Annotated in this window: 20 protein-coding genes; 10 read left to right on the top strand and 10 right to left on the bottom strand. The window is 54.2% G+C overall.

Going from position 1 to position 21,127, the window contains the following annotated elements; genetic code table 11:
- Nucleotides 1-106: 106 nt before the first annotated feature.
- Nucleotides 107-1,255 carry a S1C family serine protease gene (locus F7R27_RS04255; RefSeq protein ID WP_151702977.1) on the bottom strand — a complete coding sequence of 383 codons (1,149 nt, stop codon included), beginning with the start codon at nt 1,253-1,255 and terminating at the stop codon, nt 107-109.
- Nucleotides 1,256-1,331: 76 nt separating this feature from the next.
- On the opposite strand from F7R27_RS04255, the gene F7R27_RS04260 reads away from it, so the two are divergent.
- Nucleotides 1,332-2,093 (top strand): Nif3-like dinuclear metal center hexameric protein, encoded by a 762-nt coding sequence (locus F7R27_RS04260; protein WP_151703249.1) that lies wholly within the window; start codon nt 1,332-1,334, stop codon nt 2,091-2,093.
- A 4-nt stretch (nt 2,094-2,097) separates the two neighbouring features.
- Here the strand turns inward: F7R27_RS04260 and F7R27_RS04265 are convergent, their stop codons facing one another.
- Complete coding sequence (locus tag F7R27_RS04265) at nt 2,098-2,697, bottom strand: Z-ring associated ZapG family protein (protein WP_168927421.1); 600 nt, start codon at nt 2,695-2,697, stop codon at nt 2,098-2,100.
- Nucleotides 2,698-2,958: 261 nt separating this feature from the next.
- Between F7R27_RS04265 and F7R27_RS04270 the strand changes: the two genes are divergently transcribed.
- Nucleotides 2,959-4,497 carry an HDOD domain-containing protein gene (locus tag F7R27_RS04270; protein WP_168927422.1) on the top strand — a complete coding sequence of 513 codons (1,539 nt, stop codon included), beginning with the start codon at nt 2,959-2,961 and terminating at the stop codon, nt 4,495-4,497.
- Here F7R27_RS04270 and F7R27_RS04275 read toward each other — a convergent pair whose 3' ends face one another.
- From F7R27_RS04275 to F7R27_RS04285, 3 genes are read right to left on the bottom strand one after another with little or no spacing between them, the layout of a single operon-like run.
- On the bottom strand, nt 4,498-5,067 hold the full coding sequence (locus tag F7R27_RS04275; protein WP_151702980.1) for a cob(I)yrinic acid a,c-diamide adenosyltransferase: 570 nt from the start codon (nt 5,065-5,067) through the stop codon (nt 4,498-4,500). It lies immediately after the preceding gene.
- A gap of 60 nt (nt 5,068-5,127) precedes the next feature.
- A complete protein-coding gene (ppk2, locus tag F7R27_RS04280; RefSeq protein WP_240776225.1) occupies nt 5,128-5,913 on the bottom strand; it encodes a polyphosphate kinase 2 in 786 nt (261 codons plus the stop codon).
- Nucleotides 5,906-6,835 (bottom strand): ketopantoate reductase family protein, encoded by a 930-nt coding sequence (locus tag F7R27_RS04285; RefSeq protein WP_151702982.1) that lies wholly within the window; start codon nt 6,833-6,835, stop codon nt 5,906-5,908. Before F7R27_RS04285 ends, ppk2 begins: the two co-directional genes overlap by 8 nt.
- A gap of 81 nt (nt 6,836-6,916) precedes the next feature.
- Between F7R27_RS04285 and F7R27_RS04290 the strand changes: the two genes are divergently transcribed.
- Nucleotides 6,917-7,399 carry a YajQ family cyclic di-GMP-binding protein gene (locus F7R27_RS04290; protein WP_151702983.1) on the top strand — a complete coding sequence of 161 codons (483 nt, stop codon included), beginning with the start codon at nt 6,917-6,919 and terminating at the stop codon, nt 7,397-7,399.
- A gap of 50 nt (nt 7,400-7,449) precedes the next feature.
- On the opposite strand, the gene F7R27_RS04295 is transcribed toward F7R27_RS04290, so the two are convergent.
- Nucleotides 7,450-8,211 (bottom strand): SDR family oxidoreductase, encoded by a 762-nt coding sequence (locus tag F7R27_RS04295; protein WP_151702984.1) that lies wholly within the window; start codon nt 8,209-8,211, stop codon nt 7,450-7,452.
- Between the two features lie 414 nt (nt 8,212-8,625).
- On the opposite strand from F7R27_RS04295, the gene F7R27_RS04300 reads away from it, so the two are divergent.
- The 6 genes from F7R27_RS04300 to F7R27_RS04325 all read left to right on the top strand — a co-directional run bounded on the left by F7R27_RS04300 (nt 8,626) and on the right by F7R27_RS04325 (nt 14,862).
- Nucleotides 8,626-9,105: an FxsA family protein gene (locus tag F7R27_RS04300; RefSeq protein WP_151702985.1), complete on the top strand. Its 480-nt coding sequence runs from the start codon at nt 8,626-8,628 to the stop codon at nt 9,103-9,105.
- 224 nt (nt 9,106-9,329) lie between these two features.
- Entirely contained in the window at nt 9,330-9,623 is a 294-nt protein-coding gene (locus F7R27_RS04305; protein WP_151702986.1) for a co-chaperone GroES, read from the top strand.
- A gap of 64 nt (nt 9,624-9,687) precedes the next feature.
- The gene (groL, locus tag F7R27_RS04310; RefSeq protein ID WP_151702987.1) at nt 9,688-11,331 is read left to right on the top strand and encodes a chaperonin GroEL; all 1,644 of its coding nucleotides are present in this window, start codon (nt 9,688-9,690) and stop codon (nt 11,329-11,331) included.
- Between the two features lie 154 nt (nt 11,332-11,485).
- Nucleotides 11,486-12,469 carry a GumC domain-containing protein gene (locus tag F7R27_RS04315; protein WP_151702988.1) on the top strand — a complete coding sequence of 328 codons (984 nt, stop codon included), beginning with the start codon at nt 11,486-11,488 and terminating at the stop codon, nt 12,467-12,469.
- Between the two features lie 113 nt (nt 12,470-12,582).
- Nucleotides 12,583-13,941 (top strand): prephenate-dependent tRNA uridine(34) hydroxylase TrhP, encoded by a 1,359-nt coding sequence (gene trhP, locus F7R27_RS04320; protein WP_151702989.1) that lies wholly within the window; start codon nt 12,583-12,585, stop codon nt 13,939-13,941.
- Nucleotides 13,942-13,974: 33 nt separating this feature from the next.
- Nucleotides 13,975-14,862: a prenyltransferase gene (locus F7R27_RS04325; protein ID WP_151702990.1), complete on the top strand. Its 888-nt coding sequence runs from the start codon at nt 13,975-13,977 to the stop codon at nt 14,860-14,862.
- On the opposite strand, the gene F7R27_RS04330 is transcribed toward F7R27_RS04325, so the two are convergent.
- Nucleotides 14,846-15,454, bottom strand: a complete 609-nt coding sequence (locus F7R27_RS04330; RefSeq protein ID WP_151702991.1) for an Lcl C-terminal domain-containing protein — start codon at nt 15,452-15,454, stop codon at nt 14,846-14,848. The genes F7R27_RS04325 and F7R27_RS04330 overlap by 17 nt on opposite strands.
- Nucleotides 15,455-15,699: 245 nt before the next feature.
- On the opposite strand from F7R27_RS04330, the gene F7R27_RS04335 reads away from it, so the two are divergent.
- Nucleotides 15,700-17,205, top strand: a complete 1,506-nt coding sequence (locus tag F7R27_RS04335; protein WP_151702992.1) for a fumarate hydratase — start codon at nt 15,700-15,702, stop codon at nt 17,203-17,205.
- Nucleotides 17,206-17,255: 50 nt separating this feature from the next.
- Here F7R27_RS04335 and F7R27_RS04340 read toward each other — a convergent pair whose 3' ends face one another.
- The 3 genes from F7R27_RS04340 to galU are packed head-to-tail and all read right to left on the bottom strand — an operon-like array spanning nt 17,256 to nt 21,037.
- A complete protein-coding gene (locus F7R27_RS04340; protein WP_151702993.1) occupies nt 17,256-18,521 on the bottom strand; it encodes a nucleotide sugar dehydrogenase in 1,266 nt (421 codons plus the stop codon).
- A complete protein-coding gene (gene pgi / locus F7R27_RS04345; protein ID WP_206060401.1) occupies nt 18,518-20,143 on the bottom strand; it encodes a glucose-6-phosphate isomerase in 1,626 nt (541 codons plus the stop codon). Before pgi ends, F7R27_RS04340 begins: the two co-directional genes overlap by 4 nt.
- 21 nt (nt 20,144-20,164) lie before the next feature.
- Nucleotides 20,165-21,037 carry a UTP--glucose-1-phosphate uridylyltransferase GalU gene (gene galU / locus F7R27_RS04350; RefSeq protein ID WP_151702995.1) on the bottom strand — a complete coding sequence of 291 codons (873 nt, stop codon included), beginning with the start codon at nt 21,035-21,037 and terminating at the stop codon, nt 20,165-20,167.
- Between the last annotated feature and the right edge of the window lie 90 nt (nt 21,038-21,127).

A 21,127-nucleotide genomic window follows, 5' to 3' on the forward strand; every position in this document is an offset into this window, starting at 1 on the left:
AAGTGATTGTGGATAAGTGATTGTGGATAAATAGTGTCCTGGGGCTTGTTCTTCAAATCCCGGCCTCCGGCTGAGTTCATACAGGCATACAGTACTGTATGATAGCTCAGCGGGTGGGTGGTCGCTCACCGATGGTGGCAATGACAGACATCTCTCGGCCGTTGCGCAGCACGGCCAGAGAGGTCTGCTGACCGGGTTTGAAGCGCGCAATGCGATTCATTGATGTTCTGCTGTCTTCAACCGGATGGCTGTCAATCTCCAGCAGAATGTCGCCAGGCTGCAGACCGGCCAGATGTGCCGGGCTGTCCCTGAAAATACCGGCTATCAATATGCCGCGCCGTGCGCCAAGTCCGAACGACTCTGCCAGATGGGGAGTCATCTCCTGTATTTCGATTCCCAGCCAGCCACGAATCACTCGTCCATGTTCGATCAGATCCTGCATCACCTGTCTGGCGATGGAGGAGGGGATGGCGAAGCCGATACCGTGTGATCCACCCGACTGCGAAAAAATTGCCGTGTTGATGCCCAGCAGATTGCCTTCGGTATCGATCAGTGCGCCGCCCGAATTACCGGGATTGATAGCCGCATCTGTCTGAATGAAGTTCTCATAGGTGCTGAGCCCGATACTGTTACGTCCCAGTGCGCTGATGATGCCCATCGTAACCGTCTGGCCAACACCGAAAGGGTTGCCTATGGCCAGTACGAGATCACCGACACGCTGCTCATCCGAGGTGTTGAGCGTGATGCTGGGAAGGTCGGTCAGATTGATTCTGAGTACTGCAAGGTCTGTTTCCGGGTCTGTACCTATGACGCTGGCCAAAGCTTCACGCCCATCCTGAAGTGATACCACGATACTGTCGGCACCACTGATGACGTGATTGTTGGTGACCACATAACCCTGGGGGCTGAGAATGACGCCGGAGCCGAGACTGGATTCGATACGCTCGCTTGAGGGTAGCCGGTCATGGTTGAAAAACTGCCGGAACAGTGGATCATTGAACAGAGGGTTGGCTTGCTGGCGAACAATGGTTCGGGTATTGATGTTGACCACGGCCGGTGCAGCACTGGCGACGGCGTCAGCAAACGATAACCCCCCCGACATGGCCAGTGTGTTCAGGGTCTCGCGCGACTGGGTCTCACGAATTTCAACAGTGGTGATCTGGGGGGCCAGTATCTCTGGCTTCAGCTGTAGTATCAGCAGTGCAGCCAGTATTCCGGTTATAATGGGCCAGCCTAGAAAGGTGAGTTTGCGCATTGATCTCTATCATATGTGTAAATGATTATATTATACGGACATGCTATCAGAATTGGGAATCGGCTTTATGCAGAATATGACGATTACAACGACCGAACTGGTCAGATACTGTGACACGCTGCTTCAGGCAGGGCGCTTTCGTGACTACTGTCCGAATGGTCTGCAGGTTGAAGGCAGGCCGGAAGTCGGGCGTATCATGACTGGAGTGACAGCCTGTCAGGCGCTGCTGGATGAAGCCGTCAAGTGGAAGGCTGATCTGCTTCTGGTGCATCACGGCTATTTCTGGAAGGGTGAGTCCGAGGCTGTTTGCGGAATCAAGCGCAAGCGTCTGAAAACACTTCTGCAGCAGGATATCAATCTTGTGGCTTATCACCTGCCCCTGGATGCTCATCCAGAGCTTGGCAATAATGCGCGTCTGGCCAAGCGGCTTGGTATTGAGGTGGATGGTACACTTGAGCCGGATAATCCGTTGGCGATAGGCAATATCGGTTCTCTGACTCAGTCGATAGCGCTTGAGCAGTTTACCCATCGTGTGACTGAGGCACTCAGCAGAAAGCCTCAGGTGATCAGCGGTGGTGCGCATCCTGTGCAGCGAGTGGCCTGGTGTACGGGGTCTGCAGAGCGCTATATCGAGCAGGCGCTGGCTGCTGGGGCTGATACCTATATCAGTGGTGAGATATCAGAACCGGTGGTGCATTTTGCGCGCGAGGCGGGTATTCACTATATCGGTGCTGGCCATCATGCCACGGAACGCTACGGTGTCCAGGCACTTGGCGCCCATCTGGCACGTCATTTTGGCCTTGAACACCGTTTTGTGGATATTGATAATCCCGTTTGAACTATCAGTGAACTGTGCGCTTGTCAGTCTCTTCACTTTCGTTAGTGTCAGATGAGGCAAGGTCTGGAATAGGGTTTTCCACCTTGTCGGCACTCTTTTTCAAACCGTAGCGATCAGAGAGGGTGCCCTCGTCTTCTGGCTTTTTGGGTGCGTAGTCGCGAGGCGGTTCGACATGAGGCTCTGTTTCATCTGCGGCGTCGGGCTGTGCAACAGGGGATCCGGGCTTTTCTGCAGCCTTCTGAGGCGCTTCAGCGGTTGCTTTATCAGTCTGCTTCAGGCTTTCAACCAGTTGCTGCGGTTGCAAGGGCGCCTTGAGTGCATTGCCTGCAGGCTGCCCGGGGCATAATGTCTGTGCGCTGCTGGCCAGATGCTGATGAACCTTGCGGTAGTTGTCGGTCAGCTCATTGACCAGGCTGGCAGTCTGTTCGAAATGGCTGGTGACATCCTTCTTGTACTTATCCATTTCCTGACGAGTGGCGGTCAACTCCTCTTCCAGTTTACGCTTCTGCTGTTCAGCATCACCTGACCTGCCGATCAGATATCCTATCAGGGCGCCGACAGCCAGTGCCGCTGCTGCAATGATCCAGATGTTCTCCAGTTCCACAAGCTTTCCTCTTATAATATGCACTTTATCATCATGATCAGACTGTAAAAAAGCTGATACATGGACTGATAATGCCTAATATATGGCGCTGAGGCAATTGGCTGATTGAATTGAGCGCTTTTGTAGGCAATCGACAGCTATACTGTCAGTCAGATGCCGTGGTTGTAAATTGATGTTGTGAGTCGATAAGTAAGTCATAGTTCTCCGAATCAGACAGGGATGTCACTGTATGAGTGAGCCGTCTTGAAGTATCAGGAAACCTTGAACGCAATCTATGCACAATTGGATCGTATCGGCGATCTGCCCGTTTTCAGTGCTACCGTAAACCATATACGGCAGATCAGCAGTTCCCGTGAGACGGATGCGATGGCGCTGGCCATAGCGGTCATGAAGGATGCCAATCTGACCACCAAATTGCTGCGTCTGGCCAACTCCAATTTTTACAACCGTGGCAGTGGCAAGATTACCGCTATCTCCCGGGCGGTGGTGCTGATCGGTTTCGAACGCATCCAGAATCTGTGCATGACGCTTAAATTGATAGAAAGCTTCAAGGAGAAAGAGCCGGGTACGGGGGTCGAGGATCTGCTGGTGGCGGCAGTCTTGAATGCCTCGGCTGCCCGGGATCTGGCTGCAAGTGCCGGCGTGCGGGATATAGAGGAAACCTATATCTGTGGCCTGCTGTATGGGTTGGGCGAGATAGTGGTGGCCTTTACCCTGCCGGAGCTGTATCGCTCCATGCTCAGAGAGCGCAAGCATGAAACCCGCTCCTGGGCCGAGATCCAGCAAGAGATAATGGGCGGGGATTTTGTCACTATCGGGCAGGATCTTGCGCAAAGCTGGGGCTTTCCGAAAAGTGTTGTCACGACTATCAATCCCCTGGGCAGGCCGGATGGGTCCAGCGCTGATGGACGTGTGAATCATGCGATCATTGCCGGGTGTCATCAGGTGTTTGAGCATATCTATCAGCGAGGTCATTCTGATGGGCGAGAGTATGCCAGCCAGATAGACGCCTTGTCTGAGGTTACGCGTCAGTCTCCGGAGAAGCTTGAGGAGCAGTTGCATAACTCTGTACGTGAAGTGTGTGATCATCTGGAGCAGTATGGCCTTTCACACAGAACCCTGATGCCACCCTTGCGCGTCAGTGGTAATGATGCGCTGGATGAGACAACACGCAAGATTGCCTACTATGTTCATTCGCGACAGGAGCGCAAAGCTGAGCGTGAGGAGCCTGAGGAAAATGGCGCTGCTGACCAGCAGAGGTTGCTGGCGTTGTATAATGAGCGCCAACTCTACTATCTGGAACGCCTCAATGATCTGATGACCGAAAAGGCGGCTGCCACGAAAATTCTGGCGACAGCGGTCGAGGGTATAGAGACCAGCAGCTCACTGGATCGTGTGGCTTTCTGTCTGCGCAGCGGTTCCGGCGATCAACTGGCCGCCAAATTGCTGGAGGGGGAAAATCTTGAACCGCTTCTGGGCTACTTCAAGCTCAATCGGAAGGATGCTGAGAGTAAATTGTTTTTCCGTATACTGGACAGGGGAGTGACACTGCTGGTTACGGATTGCAAAGAGGCTGGATGGCAGCAGCGTTTGCCAGCCGGCTTTCAGAAGCTGGTCAAACCCGCGGGAATGATACTGGCGCCGCTGGTGGTATCCGGGAAGCCTATCGGTTTGCTTTATGCTGATAAGCTTGAAGGTTCAGGTGCGGTTGAAGACAGGGATTTCAGGGTCTTCAACCAGTTCCTGGTACAATGCCGTATCGCACTCGATATGGGTAGGCATTTCGAAGATAAGCGCTGATCAGTCGGCTGCGGCTCTGGGCTTCCATAGAATCTCCTGCCCACCCTGTCGGCGTGACAGGGTTCTGGCCACTACAAACAGCAGGTCAGACAGGCGGTTGAGATAAGCTACGGAGAGCGGGTTGACGGTTTCCTGTGAGATGGACATCAGATCAACCAGGCTACGCTCTGCCCTTCGGCACACGGCCCGGGCAAGATGCGCCTGAGCGGCAGCCTGTGAGCCTCCCGGCAGTATGAACTCCTGAAGGGGTGGCAGAGACTGATTCAACTGATCCAGAAACACCTCCACTTCGCTGATAATATCGAGTGTCATGACACTGTATGCGGGGTCGGCAACGGCCAGCTCTCCACCGATATCAAACAGATCATTCTGTATTCTCATCAGCCAGGGGGTGATCGGGTCTTCAGGAGCAATACTGCTCGCCAGCAGGCCGATCAGGCAGTTCAGCTCATCCACTTCACCCAGAGCGTTGATTCTGGGGTGTGTCTTGGGCATGCGTTTACCATTTGCCAGAGCGGTGGTGCCCTTGTCACCGCTGCGGGTATAGATGCGATCAAGTCGATCAGACATGTTGGAACTCCTCATAAGTATCAGGTATGTATCGTCTGCCGGGTGATATGGGTATCACAGTCACTGCAGGGTGCTGACATGGAGTGTAATCAAGGGATCTGGCTCCAGCTCAATATCGGTATTACGATCAGGGTAAGGTAATTGGCTCAGAACCAGACGCATGGCATTGAGTCGGGCGCGTTTCTTGTCATCAGATAAGATGGCTGTCCAGGGGGCATCCGGGGTATCGGTATGCCTGAACATCGATTCTCTGGCTTCCGAGTAGGCATCCCACTTATCCAGGGATGCCATATCAATCGGTGAGAGTTTCCAGTGTTTCAGCGGGTCGCTCTGGCGGGCCTGAAAGCGTCTGAACTGTTCGTCACGACTGACATCGAACCAGAGCTTGAACAGACGGATGCCGCTGCGAACCAGCATCCGCTCCAGCTCTGGCACCTGACGCATGAATTCAAGATACTCCGAAGCAGAGCAGAAGCCCATTACGCGTTCAACACCTGCTCGGTTATACCAGGAGCGATCGAACAGAACCATCTCTCCCTTGGTTGGCAACTGCTTGATGTAGCGCTGAAAATACCATTGGCCACGCTCGGTATCCGTGGGTTTTTCGAGAGCAATGACGCGGGCATGTCTAGGGTTAAGGTGCTCCATGAAGCGTTTGATGGTGCCACCCTTTCCGGCAGCATCACGGCCTTCAAAGATGATCACGACTCTTTGTCCGGTTTCGCGTACCCAATTCTGCACTTTCAGCAGTTCTATCTGAAGGTCCCGTTTTTGCTCTTCATAAGCTTTGCGCGAGATCTTTTTTTCATAGGGGTAGGCCGTATCCGGGGTTTCCTGTTTATTCACTTCCTTCTCCCTTGGTGTAGTGCCGATTCTGCTGGCTGCGAATCTGATCCAGCAGCCGTTGATTATGAGGTAAAGTCATGCCCAGTTCTGCTGCCTCGCGACAGAGGAAACCGGTTATCTGCTCTATCTCTGTCTGGCGCTCCTGGCGCAGATCCTGCAGCATGGATGAAAAATTGTCTGCTGTCAGCAGTGCTATCTCGCAGACAGCATCGAACAGCGGGGTAGTGAACAGCTGCTGGCCTCTGGCGTGGGCTATTTGCTCAATCTCATCACAGATGCCCCTCATCAGCAATGAAAGCTTTGGGTCCGTAAGCAGATCACCATTTCTACACCCTTGAATAGCGGTTAACGGGTTGATGGCACAGTTGATCGCCAGTTTCCGCCACAGGGCACTTTTGATATCCGGTTCAGCAATGATCGCCGCATCGATCTTCTCCCATCCGTCGGGCAGGGTGAGCTGGGAGGTGCCCAGCGGGCCCAGGGTGATCTGTCCTATTCCGGCTCTGACAACCTGGAAGGGTGCCTCTCGCCAGGCGCCGTGAGTGGTGATTCCTGCCCATATCTGACGTGGAAAATACAGCCTTGCCACCTCCTGCTGCTGTCCACAGCCGTTCTGTAACAGTACAATCTGCGCATCTGGCGCTAATCGGTGTTGTATGGAGCTCAGGGCGGGTAGGGTATCATAGGCCTTGGTTGTCACAAGCAGATGGCGGATCTCAGCATTATCGGCTGCTGCTGAGGCATCAACACTGATGCTGCAGCAGGTGTCGCCATCGCGCAGTCTGATCTGCCGACCAGCTTGATTGAAGGTCTGCAGTTGAGACTGATTGCGCAGTATAAATGTCACTTTCGCACCGCTGTTGCACAGCAACTCTGCGCAAAGGCAGCCGATGGCGCCGGCACCCAGAATATACCAGTGCATCAGAACTCCCGTGATAGATTCAATCTGTGCATGATAACGGGACTGATGCCATGACAAAACAGAAACTTCAGGAGATAGACTATGCCTTCATTTGATGTGGTATCCGAACTGGATTCCCATGAGGTGACCAACGCGGTGGATCAGGCCAACCGGGAGCTGCAGAGCCGTTTTGACTTCAAGGGCGTCAAGGCTGAGTTTGAGCTGGATAAGGAAACGGTCAATATGACGGCCGAGGTTGATTTTCAGCTGCATCAGATGCTGGATGTGCTGCGTGGCAGGCTGACAGCGCGCAAGATCGATATCCGCTGCATGGAGGTCAAGGATGCGGATCTCAGTGGTGTAAAGGCAAGGCAACAGGTGTTGCTGCGTCAGGGGCTGGACCAGGTGCAGTGCAAGAAAATCATCAAGCTCATCAAGGATGCCAAGCTCAAGGTTCAGACTCAGATGATGGGTGAAAAGATTCGTGTCACCGGGAAAAAACGTGATGACCTGCAGGAGGCGATTGCCTTGCTGCGGGAGTCGGATGTTGAGTTGCCGCTGCAGTTCAATAACTTCCGCGACTGATCATGAACCGGTGTCGGTCATCTGTCTGGATGACCGACACCGGGTGTTGTCTAGATGCGCAGCGCGCCATCGACTTCAATGCAACGACCGTTGATATAGTCGTTTTCGAGAATGAAGCTGACAGTTCTGGCGATCTCTTCAGGCTTGCCCAGACGCTTGGCAGGAATGCCGGAGGCGATCTTCTCAAGCGCTTCAGGTTTCATGCTCATGACCATTTCCGTGCCGATGTAGCCCGGAGCGATGGACGCTGCACGAATGCCATAGCGTGCCAACTCTTTGGCCCAGGTGACAGCCATGGCTTCAACCGCTGCCTTGGTGGCTGTGTAGTTGGTCTGGCCCATGTTGCCGGAGCGTGAAACGGAGGAGATGTTGATGATGCAGCCTTCGTTGCCCAGCTCAATCATCTGGCATGCCGCTTCACGGGCACACAGGAAAGACCCGGTCTGATTGACATCAATAACCTGATTCCACTGCTCCAGGCTCATCTTGCCTACAACCTTGCCATCTTTGGCCTTGATGAACAGTCCGTCACGTGTGATACCAGCATTGTTCACCAGACCGTGCAGTGCACCAAAATCACTGACTACATCCTTGAAAAGCTGCTCAACTTCGGCTTCCACCGCGACGTTGGCAACATAGCCTCGAGCGATGACACCCAGCTCCATGCACAGGCCGATAGTGGTATCAAGATCTTCTCTGTTCATATCTGCCAGCGCCAGCTGAGCGCCCTTGGCGGCCAGTTCCAGCGCCATTGCGCGCCCCAGGCCACGCCCACCGCCAGTGATGACGATTACTTTGTTTTTAATATCCATTCAAGTTACCTATTTCATTGACATACGTCTGCTGCGTAGTGGTGCTTACGCTACTTGTTGGGTATCCACACAGTTATTGTGCGTTGCAATATGATGCAGCGCAACAAAAAAACTTGTCCGTTGCAAAGCAACTGTCATTGAAATGTGCTGAAATAGTGGTTTTTTTGTTGATCTGAAACAAATGTTTAGTATTAAAATATTGAATCTTATAGGTAATATATCTGTCATCTCATGCCTGAAGGTTGGCTTTAGACATTAGTCTAATATTAAGGGTGTATCCCTTACTTTCAGGTTCGCCAGGAGCAGGTTCTGATGGAGCAGAATCCCCATATCAGATACGGAGCTTGAAACCTGTCGGTTGCGCCCCGAAATAAACTATGATCCCATGGTTGTCTGTATCCCGGAGAGTGCCTGATGCGTATCCTGTTTCTGCTATTTGTCATAGTTCCCATTATTGAGATTACCCTGCTGATTCAGGTTGGTCAGTTGATTGGTGTCTGGTACACCGTCGGATTGGTGCTGCTGTCCGCTTTTATTGGTGTCAACATGTTGCGCTATCAGAGCCTGGCTACCCTGACACGTGCCCGTCAGCGCATGGATCAGGGCGAGATACCGGGCCAGGAGATGGCTGAAGGGATCGTGCTGGCCGTAGGCGGCGCACTGCTGGTGACACCCGGTTTTGTCACGGATGTGGTGGGTTTCTGTTGTCTTATTCCTGCTACACGCAAGGCGCTGGTAGGTACAGTCAGTCGGCACTTCACGGTAGTGACGAGTGCGCAGCGTTCCTCGTCAACCTTTTCAGAAGCTCAATCACCTTTTGATATGCCTCCTCGTCAGTCACAGGCACCAAGGCAGGGCGATATCATTGAGGGTGAAGTGACACGTCGGGATTGATTTCTTTTCTTCCACCGGCTTGAAACCCCTGTTGTGCTGCCCCATATATCCAGACAGCAGGATGCTGCAGCTGAATTACAATTTTTTTAACTGCAGATCTTGAAATGGCAGAACCTGCCCCCACTATTCAGACATCCTTGAATAGGATGAACGTCAGGTTCTGACTATTAACTCATAAATATTCAAACATCGCTTTAGATCCTTGATACCAGGAGAGCTACAAGATGACAATTCGTCCACTTCATGATCGTGTCGTAGTACGTCGCAACGAAGAGGAAAAAACAACTGCGGGTGGTATTGTTCTGCCGGGTTCTGCAGCTGAAAAACCAAATCGCGGTGAAGTTGTTGCGGTGGGTCCGGGCCGTGTGCTCAACAATGGTGAAATCCAGGCTCCATCCGTAAAAGTGGGTGACAAGGTTCTGTTCGGTCAGTACGCCGGCTCAAACGTCGTTAAGCTGGATGGTGAAGAGCTGATGATCATGCAGGAAAGTGAAATCTTCGCAGTCCTCGAAGGCTGATCAACTGAAGAATACCAACCTCCATCATTACAAAATTCAACGATTGAATAACAGGATTTAGAAAATGGCTGCTAAAGAAGTGCTTTTCGGTACAGATGCTCGTCAGCGTATGCTGGCTGGTGTCAATGTTCTGGCTGATGCGGTGAAGGCGACTCTGGGCCCTAAAGGTCGCAACGTTGTTCTGGACAAGGCTTTCGGCTCTCCTACCATCACCAAAGATGGTGTATCGGTTGCCAAAGAGATCGAGCTGAAAGACAAGTTCGAGAACATGGGCGCACAGATGGTCAAGGAAGTCGCTTCCAAGGCTAATGATGTTGCCGGTGACGGTACCACTACTGCGACTGTACTGGCTCAGGCGATCATCAGAGAAGGTCTGAAGTCTGTTGCTGCCGGCATGAACCCGATGGATCTGAAGCGCGGTATCGACAAGGCGGCTGCCGCTGTCGTTGAACAGCTGCGTGCAATGTCTGTTCCCTGCACCGATTACAAAGCGATCGCTCAGGTAGGTACCATCTCTGCCAACTCTGATGCTGAAATCGGTCGTATCATTGCTGAAGCAATGGAAAAAGTTGGTAAGGAAGGCGTCATCACTGTTGATGAAGGCTCCGGCTTTGATAACGAGTTGGATGTTGTTGAAGGTATGCAGTTCGATCGCGGCTACCTGTCTCCTTATTTCATCAATAACCAGGACAACATGTCTGCCGAGCTGGAAGACCCGTTCATCCTGCTGGTTGACAAGAAGATCAACAACATCCGTGAACTGCTGCCGGTTCTGGAGCAGGTTGCCAAGTCCTCACGTCCTCTGCTGATCATCGCTGAAGATGTTGAAGGCGAAGCGCTGGCGACTCTGGTAGTCAACACCATGCGTGGCATCGTCAAGGTCTGCGCAGTCAAGGCGCCTGGATTCGGCGATCGTCGCAAGGCGATGCTGCAGGATATCGCTGTCCTGACTGGTGGCCAGGTGATCTCTGAAGAGATCGGTCTGACCCTGGAATCCGCTACACTGGATCATCTGGGTAACGCCAAGCGCGTCACCATCACCAAGGAAAACACCACGATTGTTGATGGTGCCGGTGCAGCAGCAGAGATCGAAGCACGTGTTCAGCAGATCCGTGTACAGATCGAAGATACCTCTTCCGATTACGATCGTGAGAAACTGCAGGAGCGTGTTGCCAAGCTGGCTGGCGGTGTTGCCGTCATCAAGGTGGGTGCCGGTACTGAAGTTGAGATGAAAGAGAAGAAAGCGCGCGTTGAAGACGCGCTGCATGCGACTCGCGCTGCCGTGGAAGAGGGTGTTGTCCCTGGCGGTGGTGTTGCACTGATCCGTGCTCTGGATAAAGTTGGCGCACTTCAGGGTGACAACCACGACCAGACTATCGGTATCGAACTGACCTTCCGTGCGCTTGAAGCACCTCTGCGTCAGATCGTTTCCAATGCTGGTGGCGAAGGCTCTGTTGTCGTATCCAAGATCCGCGAAGGTGAAGGCTCATTCGGCTTCAACGCTGCGACTGATGAATACGGCGATATGCTGGAAATGGGTATCCTGGATCCGGCTAAAGTGACACGTGCTGCGCTGCAGGCTGCTGCTTCCATTGCTGGCATGATGATCACTACTGAAGCAATGATTGCTGATCTGCCAGAAGACAAGTCTGGCATGCCTGATATGGGCGGCATGGGTGGAATGGGTGGCATGGGCGGCATGATGTAATACGCCTTGCCCGGCTCTACCTGTCTATTCAGGTGCTAAGCCCCGTCGTGCGAGTGGAAGAACAGCTTCCGCATCTGCCCGACGGGGCTTTTTCGTTTTGTCTAAACCTGATAGGGTAACCTGAAATTATCTCATACAGAGGCTAATACCGCCGATGAGTGACCGAAAAGAACCGGATCTTAATCTTGCTGCCCTGAAAGTGCCTCCTCCTGAGCCTGAACCACCGGTACTGAAGCCGATGGGGAGACATGGCAGTAAGCAGCGTGGAGGGTGGCTGCGAACTTTCCTGGTCAGCGTGACATTGCTGTTTCTGATGGCGGCTACCGCAGGGCTGGCGTATGTCGGTAACGATATGCGTATGACGCTGATTGAACAGCAGCGCACTCTGAATCAATCTCAGGCGCGTATTGCCGAGCTGGAAGAGTTGCTGGCGATGGCCGATGACAATACCCAGCAGACAGGGCAGACTCTGGCCCAGCGTATCACTGAGCTGGAGAGCAAGGGGCTGGAAAACTACGAGTATTTCCATACCGAGATCATTCGTTTGTGGGAGCAGTCGGGTTCGATTGATGAAGAGGCATTTGCCGAACAGGGACAGCAGTTGATACAGCAGTCCGAGGTGCTGGACGCTCTGAGTCAGCAGGTGGCGTCGCTGGAAGAAATCACCGCCATGTCGCAGCGCTTGAGTACACTTGAGGAGCGTTTGACTGTGCTGGCTACACTGGAACAGCAGGTCAACAGTATTCAGGAGAGCAGCGGCAGCCTGTTGCCTGAGGTTGAGTCACGCCTTGACAGTCTCAGCGCATCTGTTGATGAAGGTGTCAATGCTTTGCAACAGGAGTTGAGCTCTACCCAGGGTTCGATTGCAAGTCTGGAACAGCGTCTGGGTGAAAATGCGTTTCTACTCAGTACAGAGCAGGAGCAGCGTGAGCGCCTGCAGCGTGAGTTGAATGCCCGTATCGATCAGGTGGCTGCACTGCCCAGAGGCGATACCAGTGGGCTTGCATCAAGGGTCAACAGTGCCGAGCAGGCGATCAATGCGATTGATGGCTTCAGACGCCAGACAGGGCAGGATATTCAGCAGCTCAGGCAGATCCTGAATGAACTTCAGTTGCGAGTACAGCAACTACAGAACTGATGCGGCTGTTTATGTGAATGCACATGCGTGCAATACCCCTGTTGTCGAGGTGGAATTGCACTTTTGCTGCTAAATCGGCACAATGGCGCGCTTCATAAAAGAGTCAGAATGCCATGCGAACACCAGAACTGTTGTCACCCGCCGGAACCCTGAAAAACATGAAGTATGCCTTCGCCTATGGCGCGGATGCTGTCTATGCCGGACAGCCACGCTACAGTCTGAGGGTGCGTAATAATGACTTCAACCTGGCGCATCTGTCCGAAGGGATCGAGATCGCGCATGGTCTGGGTAAAAAGTTCTTTGTTGCCAGCAATATTCTGCCTCACAACAGCAAACTCAAGACCTATATGGACGATATCGCACCGGTGATCGAGATGAAACCGGATGCACTGATCATGTCCGATCCGGGCCTGATCATGATGGTGCGTGACAAGTATCCGGAGATTCCGGTGCATCTGTCAGTTCAGGCCAATACGATGAACTGGGCGTCGGTGAAGTTCTGGCATCGTGCTGGAATCGAGCGTGTCATCCTGTCGCGCGAGTTGTCGCTGGATGAGGTGGCCGAGATCCGTGACCGCTGTCCGGAGATGGAACTGGAGGTTTTTGTTCACGGCTCATTGTGTATCGCCTACTCCGGGCGCTGCCTGCTGTCGGGCTATATCAATCATCGCGACCCCAATCAGGGTACCTGCACCAATGCCTGCCGCTGGAAATATCAGGCGCATGAAGCGCAGCAGGATGTGTCAGGTGATATTGTGCCGGTGCAGCAGTTTGAGCCAGTTTCTGCACCTGTTTCTGAGTCAGAGCCTGTCAATCAGCCATCCGATCAGATCTACCTGCTGCAGGAGTCCTCAAGGCCGGATGACTTTATGCCCGCCTATGAGGATGAACACGGCACCTATATCATGAATTCAAAGGATCTGCGTGCGATCCAGCATGTACATCGCCTGGCCGCGATGGGGATCGACTCGCTGAAGATCGAAGGGCGTACCAAATCCCACTACTATGTTGCACGCACGGCACAGGCCTATCGTCAGGCGATAGATGATGCTGTGGCTGGTCGTCCCTTTGATATGGGTTTGATGGATATTCTGGAGAATCTGGCCAATCGCGGTTACACCGAAGGCTTTTACCGTCGCCATGTGCACGATGAGTACCAGAACTATGAAACGGGTAACTCGGTGGGTGTGCATCAGCAGTTTGTCGGCGAGGTGGTTGAGCATGATGCGGCCTCCGGTATGCTGCAGATAGATGTCAAGAATCGCTTCGAGACCGGTGATACGCTGGAGTTGATGACCCCAGCGGGTAACCGCCGTTTCCGCCTCAGTGAACTGCTTGATCGCAAGGGTGCATCCATTGAGGCTGCCCCGGGTTCCGGTCACCGGGTCAGCATACCGCTGGATTTCAATACCGATATGACCTACGCACTGCTGATGCGTGATCTGCCGAATGCACCGTCGCGTGATGCCTGAGTGCGATAACCGCCAATTGGCGAGGTAGGGTCGATGTCGGCAGATATCTCACGCTACCGCTTTCAGCGCGCCTTAAGGCCATTTTCATTTCCGGTCGCGATGATCGCCTGCATGACCGGCGTAGCGCTGGCATGGGCCGAGGGGGCACGAATTGAGGGGCAGTCACTGCAGATCCTGTTGATTCTGCTCGGGGGTGTGCTGGCACAGGCGGGCGTCAATCTGATCAACGATTATGCTGACATCCATCTGATCCGTCGACAGCCCGGCCCCGACACAGAGCGTATCGTCAAGGCGATCCGGTTCAACTTTGTGTCCGGAATGATGTGCTTTCTGATTGCTGCACTGATCGCTCTGTATCTAATTACCCGCACCGGGCTTGAGCTGCTGTTTATCTGCCTGCTGGGGCTTGCCGGCGCCCTCGGTTATACCCTGAGCCCCGTGAACTACAAGAACCGGGGTCTGGGTGTGGTGATGGTGTTCTGGCTGATGGGGGTGCTGATGATCAGTGGCAGCCATCTGGCTGCCGGTGGTGAACTGTCCTGGAGTATTTTCTGGCTGACGATTCCCGTCAGCCTGCTGGTGTCGGCGCTGTTGCTGAGCAATGAGCTGCGGGATTTCGAAAGTGATCGGGAGCAGGGGCTGCAGACCCTGACGGTTCGAGCGGGCTATGCGATGGGCAGCAGGCTCTATCAGGCGTTGCTGTTGCTGGTGTGGCTCTGCATCGGGCTGTTCTGGCTGATCGGGCTACTATCCTATGCCTGGGTGCTGCTTCCGGCAGCGCTGCTAGTGATCCGGCCGTTACAGCTGCTGCAAGCCAGCCGTATTGAAAGAGTCCGCCTGCCACCGCTCACAGCGCGCGCCCTGATGGGCTTTGGTATTCTTTACTGCGTGATTCTGGTTCTGCCTAGTTTCTCATTCTGATACGGATATCCGAGCCATCCCGAACAGGGCGAACACGGGCATCGTTATCCTTGTAGTTGGCTGAGGCCAGGCCATATCCGAAGTGCACGGTCCAGATGAACTGATCCACCATGCGCGGTGTGGATGACCAGAAACGCCAGCCATGGGAGTTGGGAAAGGCACGAGTCGATATGGTAGGGCCTTCGGTACCCTGCTGGCAGCTTTCGCCCCGTGGTATATCCCAGCGTTGCTCCGCTTCACAATAGATCAGACTGCTGAGCTCATCAATATCCGGCAGGCGCCAGTCATTGCGGCCACTGCGGCCTTGACGGTTGAGCTGATTGATTTGAGCTCTGGCTTCGTCCCAACGTGTGCGTGTGGCGCTGCCGGCACAGGTTCGTCCATCCCACTCCTGACCCAACGCGCAACGCATCCACTGCAGCCCTGTTTTCATATCATAGATCGTGTGGTCGCTAAGGATGACGTAGCGTCCATCAATCAAGTCGCTCTGGCGCACGGTGATGGTGGTATCACGTGTGCTGCAGGCACTCAGCAGCAGGAGCAGAAGAGTCGACAGGGCGATTGCCCGCGCGGGTGGCAAGATAAATTTCATCAGCTTCCATTCTTACAGGTGAACATTAATGGGCACATTCTATCCTGTTAGCAGGAGCATCACTACCGCTGCATTTATCCAAAAGCCTTACGGGAAGCCTGACAAAATTGGTGTATAATATTGGCCTGAATTTATCTGGCTGAACTTATCTTGCTTAACTTACTGGCTGAATTTTTCAGTCGGGCCAAGGCAAGCTCCGCCAGGCACCTGTCAATCAATCCAAAGAGCCTGACTGGAGAATCCCGATGAGCGTAATTCGCCAAGAAGATTTCATCAGCAGTATTGCTGATGCGCTGCAGTTCATCTCCTACTATCACCCGATCGATTTCGTGAAAAGTGTTCACGAAGCCTACCTGCGTGAGGAGAACCCTGCAGCCAAAGATGCCATGGCACAGATTCTCATCAACTCGCGCATGTGTGCCGAGGGCAAGCGTCCGATCTGTCAGGATACCGGCATCGTGACGGTTTTCCTGAAAGTGGGTATGGATGTTCGTTGGGAAGCGAAAATGGGTGTGACCGACATGGTCAATGAGGGCGTGCGCCGCGCCTATATGCTGCCGGATAACGTGCTGCGTGCCTCCATCCTCGCTGATCCTGCCGGTAAGCGTCAGAATACCAAGGATAACACCCCGGCTGTGATCCACTACGAGATAGTCGAAGGGGATAAGGTCGAGGTACAGATCGCAGCCAAGGGCGGCGGCTCCGAGAACAAATCCAAGATGGTGATGCTCAACCCGTCAGACAGCATTGTCGACTGGGTGGTGAAAACCGTACCCACCATGGGTGCCGGCTGGTGCCCGCCTGGTATGTTGGGTATCGGTATTGGTGGTACGGCCGAGAAATCTGCGGTGCTGGCCAAAGAGTCGCTGATGGATTCGATCGATATTCACGAGCTGCGCGAGCGTGGCCCGCAGAACCGCATCGAAGAGCTCCGTCTGGAGATCATGGATAAGGTCAATGCGCTGGGTATCGGTGCACAGGGTCTCGGCGGTCTGACCACCATACTGGATGTGAAGATCAAGGATTACCCGACTCATGCCGCATCCTTGCCTGTGAGCATGATTCCAAACTGTGCTGCGACCCGCCATACCCATTTCAAACTGGATGGCAGTGGCCCGGCGATTCTGACACCACCGAGCCTGGAAGACTGGCCAGAAGTGACCTTCGAGGTGGGTGCCAGCACGCGCCGTGTCAATCTTGATGAGATAACTCCGGAAGAGGTTGCCACCTGGAAAGTAGGTGAAACCGTACTGCTTAACGGCAAGATGCTGACCGGGCGTGATGCTGCGCACAAGCGCATGGTCGAGATGCTGAATAATGGCGAAGAGTTGCCGGTGGACCTGAAAGGTCGCTTTATCTATTACGTGGGGCCTGTTGATCCGGTGCGCGATGAAGTGGTTGGGCCAGCAGGTCCGACAACGGCAACGCGTATGGACAAGTTCACGCGTCAGATCCTTGAGGCAACCGGCCTGCTGGGTATGATCGGTAAATCCGAGCGTGGCCCTGTGGCGATTGAAGCGATCCGCGACAGCAAGGCTGTGTATCTGATGGCTGTCGGTGGTGCCGCTTATCTGGTGTCAAAAGCGATTGTCGGCTCCAAGGTGCTTGCCTTCCCGGAGATGGGCATGGAAGCGATCTACGAGTTTGAAGTCAAGGATATGCCGGTGACGGTCGCTGTGGATGTAAATGGCGAGTCAGTGCATAACACTGGCCCCGCCAAATGGAAGGAGATCATTGCACGCAGTGCATGATCCTGTTCATGACCTTAAGGCAGAGCGGCTGATCGGCCGCTCTGTTCTCCTCAGCGACGCCCCACGCCATGATAGATAAACCCCTGCTGGCGCAGATATTCAGGCTCCCACAGATTGCGGCCATCAATGATCAATGGTGTTGCCATGCGATCTTTAATCTGTTGATAGTCCGGTGAGGCGTAGCTGCTCCACTCCGTAATCAGCAGCAAGGCATCACTGTTATCCAGTGCTGCATAAGGGTCCTGGTAGTAGGTCAACTGCGGGTGATCGCCATAGCGCAGCTTGATCTCGTGCAGGGCTTCCGGGTCGTGTAGTCTGATCAGGGCTCCCTGTGCCAGCAATGCATCGATGATGCGCAGCGCCGGGGCGTTATCGATACTGGTGATGCCGGGCTTGAAGGCAACACCCCAGAGGGTGATGATGCGCTGGCGCAGATCAAAACGGTAGTGTTGCCAGAGCTTTCTGAAAGGCAGCTCTTTTTGCTTTTCATTCTCGCTCAGTACCGTTTCCAGCAGGGTAGAGCGGCGTTTGTCACTCATCAGTGCGGCCAGACTCTCGATATACTGGGTAAAGTGCTGGCCACCGAAGCCGCAGCCGGGATTGAGGTAGTGTTGTCCGATACGGTCATCCGATCCCATGCCCTGGCGTACCAGTTCGATATCTACATCCACCTGATCGGCCAGATTGGCCAGTTCATTAATGAAGCCCAGACGCAGTGCCAGCATGCCATTGATGGCAAACTTGGTGAACTCAGCCTCGCGCGCAGTCATATAGAGCATCTGCTTGATCTGCTCGGTAAAGGGCTTCAGCAGGGTGCGCAGGGTCAGCAGGGCCTGCTGATCTTCGCACCCGATGATCAGCGAAGCGGGTGAGCTGAACTGAACCAGCGCAGTTCCCTGCTGCAGCGTATCGGGGATATAGGCCAGTGCCTGAGGTCTGGATGGATCAAGTCGCTCACTCAGTCGATCGCTGGCGCCAAGGCCGAAGTTGCTCTGATTAATGATCAGAAGCTGCTGGGAGTGCTGCGCCAGTTGCGTGACCTGTCGTTCAGCCATATCCAGACTGCCCGGCGACATGGCCAGCCAGTGTATGCCGGTGCTTTGCGCCTGTGCAGCCGTCACGGCCAGCAGGTTGCCACTGGTCTGCTGTTGTTGCAGAGTCTGCATCAGCCCCGGCTCGTGGCGGATACTGCTTTCATCTGGTATCAGGTGATCGTCTGCCGCTTCGCGCACCATCATCACCTGATTACCCTGACGTGCCAGACAGGCAGCAGCGACCCAGGCAGCGAGTTCATCACCCCATATGGCTATCTTCACAGACCCTTCTCCCTGTTGTACTGTCGTATCGTATCCAGCAACCCTTCCGTGGCAACATCAAACTGACCCGGACTGCGCTGCTCCAGTGCGTCAAGCAGCTCGGTTGCCATCACTTTACCCAGCTCCACACCCCACTGATCGAAGGGGTTGATATTCCAGATTACAGCCTGGCAATACACCTTGTGCTCGTAAAGTGCTATCAGCGCACCGAAGCTTTCCGGGGTCAGCTCATCCAGCAACAGGGTGCTGCTGGGTTGATTGCCCTTATAGCGACGATGGGCCTCGGCTGCCGGTTGCGGCAGCACGGCATCGCCCAGCGCCAGGGTGCGGGACTGAGCCAGGCAGTTGGCCAGTGACAGACGGTGCTGCTGCTTGAGGGATGAGCGCTGATCATCATAGCGACGTGCCGGTGCAATAAAGTCGCACATCACCGCTTCCGTTCCCTGATGCAGCAACTGATAAAACGCATGTTGAGCGTTGGGGCCGACTTCACCCCAGAGGATCGGGCAGGTTCTGTGCTGCACCGGATCACCTGTCTGGGTCACGGATTTGCCGTTGCTCTCCATCTCCAACTGCTCAAGGTAGGAGGGCAGGTGCGACAAGCGGCCATCATAGGGCAGGATCGCATGAGCATGAATGCCCAGCAGGTTGATGTTCCAGACCTCGACCAGTCCCAGCAGAGCAGGCAGGTTACGCATGAAGGGCGCATGCCTGAAGTGCAGATCCATCTCATGGGCACCACTGAGCATGCGCCGGAACCCTTGCATACCGATCTTAAGCGCTACCGGCAAGCCAATGGCAGACCAGAGTGAATAGCGTCCACCGACCCACTCGGCAAAGTGCAGCTGGTTCTCGTTCGGAATACCCCACTCCAGTGCCTTCCCGGCACAGGCCGTAACAGCGATGAAGTGCAGGCGCATAAACTCTTTGGCCGTGATCTGGCTTGCTTCCTGAAGCCACTGGCGGGCGGTGATGGCGTTGGCCAGCGTGTCGATGGTGGTGAAGGACTTTGAGGCCAGAATGAAAAGCGTGGTGGCCGGATTACACTGTGTCAGTACTTCGCTGAGCTGACTGCCATCCATCGAGGATACAAAGAAAAAATTTAGCCTCTGGGCAGTGGTCGGCTGGTACTCATCCAGCGCCTTGCAGGCCATCATTGGGCCGAGATCCGACCCGCCAACACCGACATTGACGATGGTGTCGATCGGTTCACCGGAGAAACCGCGCCACTGACCGCTGTGAATCTGTCTGACCAGATGCTCCATTTTACTCAGGGTCAGCTGGATGGACGGGATAATGTCTTCACCCTCAACCAGCAGTTGCTCAGTCGCCGGTGCCCGAAGGGCGGTGTGCAGGGCAGGGCGCTGCTCTGAAGTGTTGACTGGTTCACCCTTGAACAGAGCCTCTATGCGCGCTTGCAGATGACAGCTCTCCGCCAGTTGTTGCAGCAGTGGCAAAGTATCGGGTGTGATACGCTGTTTGCTCAGGTCCAGCAGCAAGGGTCCCTGATTCAGGCTCAGTTCCTGAAAGCGATCAGGATCAGCCAGCAGCTCTCGCAGATGCAGGGGTTTAATCACTCTGGCATGATCAGCCAGTTGCTGCCATGCCTGTTCCTTGTTCATGGTCACGTTATAGTCCGTCGTTTACAGCGATTGCAGGTACGCCTTGAGCGCCCCGGCGGTTTCAGGATGTTGCAAGCCAAAAGCAATATTCGCCTTCAGCAGACCCAGTTTGTTGCCACAATCGAAAGAGTGGCCTGTCATTGAGTAGGCTTCGAGTTGGGTCTCCGAGAGCAACGCATGCATTGCATCGGTCAGTTGTATCTCTCCTCCGGAGCCAGCTGCTGTCTGGCGGAGCAGCTTCATGATACGACCCGGCAGAATATAGCGCCCGACAATAGCCAGGTTGGAGGGGGCGGTTGCCGGTGCCGGTTTTTCGACCATGCTGTGGATGCGGGCGCCATCTCCAGGATTAATGCTGTGCCCCTGGCAGTCAATGATGCCGTAGAGGCTCACCTGCTCATGCGGCACCTCTTCCACCATGATCTGGCCGAATCCGGTACTGCGATAGCGCTCAACCATGCGTGACATATCATTACCGTCCTGCTGATCCTGTATCAGCATGTCCGGCAGCATCACCGCAAAATCGTCGTCACCGATCATCGCCTCGGCGCAGAGAACGGCATGTCCCAGCCCCAGCGCCTTGGGCTGGCGCACGGAGGTGATAGTGACATCGGCTGGCAGAATCGTCTGGATAGAGGCCAGCAAGTCAGCCTTGCCCTTGTTGCCCAGCTCGGCTTCCAGCTCATAGTGATAATCAAAATGATCTTCGATGGCGCTTTTGCCCGCACGGGTGATGAAGATGATATGACGAAATCCGGCCTTCACCGCTTCCTCGACCACATACTGAATCACCGGTTTGTCCACGACAGTGAGCATCTCTTTTGGAATTGCCTTGCTGGCAGGCAAGACCCGGGTTCCCAGACCGGCAACGGGAATCACGACTTTGGACGGCATGCTCATATCCTTATCTTCCTATGTGGCGATTCAAAACAACTGGATGGTCTATATTACCACAGACAATACTGGCGCAGACCAGAGTTGTAT

Origin of the sequence: Nitrincola alkalilacustris (assembly GCF_008973755.1) — a bacterium.
GTDB classification, from domain to species: domain Bacteria; phylum Pseudomonadota; class Gammaproteobacteria; order Pseudomonadales; family Balneatricaceae; genus Nitrincola; species Nitrincola alkalilacustris.